This is a genomic window from Actinomadura sp. SCN-SB (assembly GCF_043906805.1).
Classification (GTDB): Bacteria; Actinomycetota; Actinomycetes; order Streptosporangiales; family Streptosporangiaceae; genus Spirillospora.
Genome location: NZ_JBIMPP010000138.1, coordinates 1 through 4,149, shown reverse-complemented (window position 1 = coordinate 4,149; position 4,149 = coordinate 1). Strand labels below are relative to the sequence as shown.

At 67.0% G+C, this 4,149-nt stretch carries 4 protein-coding genes; 2 read left to right on the top strand and 2 right to left on the bottom strand.

Translation table 11 applies throughout. The features are described from left to right. Positions 1 to 329: 329 nt before the first annotated feature. Positions 330 to 1,508 carry an ISAs1 family transposase gene (locus ACGWYJ_RS38600; protein WP_395111636.1) on the bottom strand — a complete coding sequence of 393 codons (1,179 nt, stop codon included), beginning with the start codon at positions 1,506 to 1,508 and terminating at the stop codon, positions 330 to 332. A gap of 264 nt (positions 1,509 to 1,772) precedes the next feature. Continuing rightward, on the bottom strand, positions 1,773 to 2,528 hold the full coding sequence (locus ACGWYJ_RS38595) for a hypothetical protein (protein WP_395111635.1): 756 nt from the start codon (positions 2,526 to 2,528) through the stop codon (positions 1,773 to 1,775). Positions 2,529 to 3,245: 717 nt separating this feature from the next. On the opposite strand from ACGWYJ_RS38595, the gene ACGWYJ_RS38590 reads away from it, so the two are divergent. Next, the gene (locus ACGWYJ_RS38590) at positions 3,246 to 3,911 is read left to right on the top strand and encodes a hemerythrin domain-containing protein (RefSeq protein ID WP_395111634.1); all 666 of its coding nucleotides are present in this window, start codon (positions 3,246 to 3,248) and stop codon (positions 3,909 to 3,911) included. 17 nt (positions 3,912 to 3,928) lie between these two features. Then, positions 3,929 to 4,084, top strand: coding sequence for a hypothetical protein (locus ACGWYJ_RS38585; RefSeq protein WP_395111633.1), 156 nt, complete (start codon positions 3,929 to 3,931; stop codon positions 4,082 to 4,084). The last annotated feature ends 65 nt before the right edge of the window (positions 4,085 to 4,149 follow it).

Below are 4,149 nucleotides of genomic sequence, written 5' to 3'. Positions count from 1 at the left end.
TAGCGCACCCGCCAGCCGGGCCACCCGACCGGCCTGTTCACCGAAGCTCCGCACCCGCTCACCACAGACGGTCGCCGGCGCGTTGGGGCTGTGCTGCGCGGATCGATGCAAACTCTGCGTCAGGTACATGCGCATCACTCTGCCCGCGAGCAGTATGGGTGTCCTTGGAGTCGAGCGCGCGACTATTGGACACCAGCGCGCATCAGCGCCGACGCTCCCCCGGAGGCGACTCGAAATCATGCCGAACCGGCGTGGGCCAGCGGCCCATCGATCAACCTTTCCAACGGGCCCGCGCAAAATGCGCGATGGAGGTCTGCCCCAGGGCTTGATCAAGTTCCTTGAACGTCGGGGTTGTTGATGATGCCCAGGAGCGGGAGGGCTCGTTCGGGGCGGTCGCGGATTGCTCGGGTGGTCTTGGCGATGTTGTCGGCTCCGAGGGTTTTGAGCAGGCCGATGGCGAGGTTGCGGAAGGTGGCCATGGCTCGGGGGCCGGTGCCGGTGTGGAGGGTGGAGGCGTCCTCGGCGTAGGTCACGTCTCTGACGTGGTGCAGGGCTTCAATGCCCCAGTGGCCGCGGATCGCGGCGGCGAGTTCGGCCGGGGTGGTCTGGTGGGCGTCGAGGCTGGTGACGGCGTAGACGGTCTCGCGACTCTCGCGTCGGCGGGCCTGCCGGCGGCGTCGGTGGACGCGGACGGCGAGGCGGGCGTGGGGGAAGGCGATCCCGCCGAGTTCGTCGGCGATGCCGCAGGTCTTGATGGAGCGGGACTCGCGGCGGCCGTGCCCGGTGGAGGAGGCGGTGTGCTGGATGGCGATGTCCGGCCAGGGCAGGGCGGCGAGCTGCCGGTAGGCGGTCGGCTGGTTGCGCTTGATCATGGCGATGTAGTGGGCGTTCTTGGTGTTGACCAGCCAGGTGATGTTCGCTTGTACCGAGTGCAGGGCGTCGAAGGTGACGAGTACTCCGTCCAGGTCCAGCGGTTCGAGCAGGGGCTTGAAGTGCGCGGTCTCGTTGGTCTTCGCCCCGACTTCGGTCTGGGCGACAGTCATGGCCCGGTGGTGGGTGACGGCGGAGAGCAGGTGCCTGCGGCCGGCCAGCAGGCGGGCCGACCCTCTCAGCGACTTGCCGTCGACGGCGATCCTTTGTCGTTGTCCGGAGTCGGTACCGGTGCTGTGGTGGCCGGCGAGGTAGGTGCCGACGGCCCGGTCCAGAGCGTCACCGTCAACGACCGCCAGCACGCGGCCGATCGTGGTCCGCGAGGGGGCACGGCGCCACCGCAGAGGATGCCGCCGGACGCCGATGCTCGTCAGCACGGCGTCCGAGGCCCGCCCCGCCCACTCGGCGATCTCGTCGATGCTCCTCGCTCCCGAAACAGCCGCGCAGGCACAGACGAGGAGGATCGCGGTCAGCGAGTACCAGCGGCCCCGCCGTGAGCGCGGGTCGGGCACCAGGTCCAGGAAAGACCGCAGGTCAGCGACACGGCCAGCATCCAAGGAGGCCAGCTTCAGCAGCACCGGGGGAATGGGAGAAGATACAACGGCAGGCACGGGCCACCTCATGATCGTTGAGCTTCGACACCCCAATGATCACGAAGCCCGTGCCTGCTCTGCTATGCACCCCAACCGGTCACCACCAGACCAGCGTCACGTCTCCGGAACTTGATCAAGCCCTGGGTCTGCCCCGGATAAAAGGCGAGCCAGCGTCGATGGTCAATCGCATGAGTGTCGACGGGAAGGAATGAGCGCAGTCGCATCCCTATTGCCGGTGTCGATCCATAACTACATGTTCGCGTCGGAAGGCCGAGAGGATTCTGCGGAATCGTGTTTTCCGCGTGCGAGCAAGGCGATGGCGGCGACGACCGCCGCGCCGACCAGAACCGCCAAGCCGAGACGGACTAGATTCGTCACGCCCATGACAAGGCCGGTGACGCCAATGAATACCCCGACAACGCTGAACAGGGAATCCCTGGTCAGCTGACGACGCCCGGGGACCGGCGCCACGGAGACATCGGGCTCTGAAGTCATGTCGGTCGCCGACCGGGGCACCGCTGGCAGCGGGTCGGCGGCGCCGATCGACGCGCCACCCGGCGGGCGTTTCCGTCCCGGCTCGACGATCCGATAACGGGAGAGGTTGTAGATCAGCGCGGCCAGCCCGATGCCTAGGACGCCAGCGAATGCGTACCCGACCGTTCCGCCCAGGATCACCTCATACCAGCGCCCATAGGCACGCTCGTACAGCCATCGTCCGATGTAGTTGAAACCGATCAGGGAAGCCAAACGGCCGGCCAGTACCAACGCGCCATGCGCCACCGGCAGCAGGCGTCGCTCAGCCACCAGCGTCATCGATCGCAGCACCACCACGATCGCAGTGGGCAGCAGACCCTGGAAATTGTGGATCTCCACCCTCTCCCCTTCCAGGACGTGGTAAGGGTCGGTAGCAGCGGTGACCGCAAACACCGCGACGACCACCACGTCGACGCCGACCAGCGACCACCAGGCGACGACCGGCCAAGCCTTGCGAAGACGTGCCGCCATGCCCGTGCTCCCTGCCCGTCTTCCGACGCGATCGACGCCCCCGCGAGTAACCCCACAATCCTCTTGCGGTGTGCGAAGTTCAACGTGAGGTTCCGGGTCAGGTGATCGGGTCAGTCACCGCACTCGCCGCCTCGAGTTCGTTGGCAGAAATCCACGATTTCGAGCCGCCTGCTTGAGCGCCGGCGCCGATGCGCGCTGGTGTCCAACAGTCGCGCGCTCGACTCCAAGGACACCTCAACTGCTCGTGGGCAGAGTAGGGCGCATGTACACGACGCAGAACCTGCACCGATCCGCGCAGCACAGCCCCAACGCCCCGGCAGCATTGTCGCGTGTTGGCGGCCGGGGCGGCGCAGGCAGTAGCACGCAGGGGTCTTGGGCCAGGACGAGCCGCTCGGGCCGCTGCAGCTCGGGCCGCTGCAGCTCGGGCCGCTGGTTGATGCCCAACTCATCGCCGGGAAGCCGGAGACCTTCCACAGCGCGGCGAGCGCGTCGTCCACAGCGATACAGGCCGACGATGACCGGCACCCACCTCCGCACCCAGTGCGGCGCAGCCGGCACGGCCACGTCCAGCTCGGCCAACGCGCGCGGAGCGTTCCCGGTGGCAGGCGGCGCGGCCGCCCGCTCCTCGATCGCCGTCTCACGCGGCATGACGCCCGCGTTCACAAAGGCCGTGATCGCAACCCATCCGATGCCGATTGAGAGCGAGGGTCACAGCTCATGCCTGCCATTACCGACCGCGGGAACACCTGGGAAATGGTCGTTGTCCACCGCCTGTTCCGCCGCGAGTTCCGCCTGGCCCCCGGCCTGATCCGAGCCGTTGCCGACGGTGATCGCATCCGCGCCGCCGTCGTTGGCGAGTTCTATCTGGATCTCGTCAAGGGACTGCACCACCACCACACCAGCGAGGACGAAATGCTCTGGCCGCTGCTGCTACAGCGGGTCGGCCAGTTGGACACCGACCTGGTGCGCCGCATGGAAACCCAGCACCAGCACCTTGCGGTACTGCTCCACCACATCAGTGAACTGCTCCCCGTTTGGCGGGACCGTGCCGACGCAGGCACGCGTGACGAGCTGGCCGCCGTCCACGAGCAGGCATCAATCGCAATCGACGAGCACCTGAACGAGGAGGAGAACACGGTCCTCCCGCTGGTCGACGTGCACATCACCCGCTCCGAATGGGAGGCACTCAGCAAACGCGGGCAGGAAGGCCTGCCCAAGAACAGCAAGGCATTCGTCCTCCTCGGCGCGATCCTGGAGGACGCCACACCGGCCGAACGAGCGGCGTTCCTCCGCCTGCTCCCGGCACCTCTTCGGCTTGCCTGGCGCGTGATCGGTGCCCGAATCCACCGGCGCGCCATGACTCGCCTGCGGGGAACCGACTGACCAACCAGGCGACGGTCATGGAACCGCCGACCGCCGACTACCGGAAGACGCCGTACACGCAGATGGACGCGGAAACCGCACCGCCTCTTTCCGAACACCAACGGATCGGCCTGATCGGTGTCCTCCGCAAATCGTTCATACACGCCTCAACGCAACCCAAGGAAAAGCCATGATCGCGATTCTGACCATCCTCGCCGCCTTGCCACTCGGACTCCTGATCCCGAACAGATCGGCGGCC

Bases quoted from the DNA above. Each gene is read 5' to 3' on its own strand.
- ACGWYJ_RS38595 (WP_395111635.1), bottom strand. From the start codon at position 2,528: ATGGCGGCACGTCTTCGCAAGGCTTGGCCGGTCGTCGCCTGGTGGTCG.
- ACGWYJ_RS38590 (WP_395111634.1), top strand. From the start codon at position 3,246: ATGCCTGCCATTACCGACCGCGGGAACACCTGGGAAATGGTCGTTGTC.
- ACGWYJ_RS38585 (WP_395111633.1), top strand. From the start codon at position 3,929: ATGGAACCGCCGACCGCCGACTACCGGAAGACGCCGTACACGCAGATG.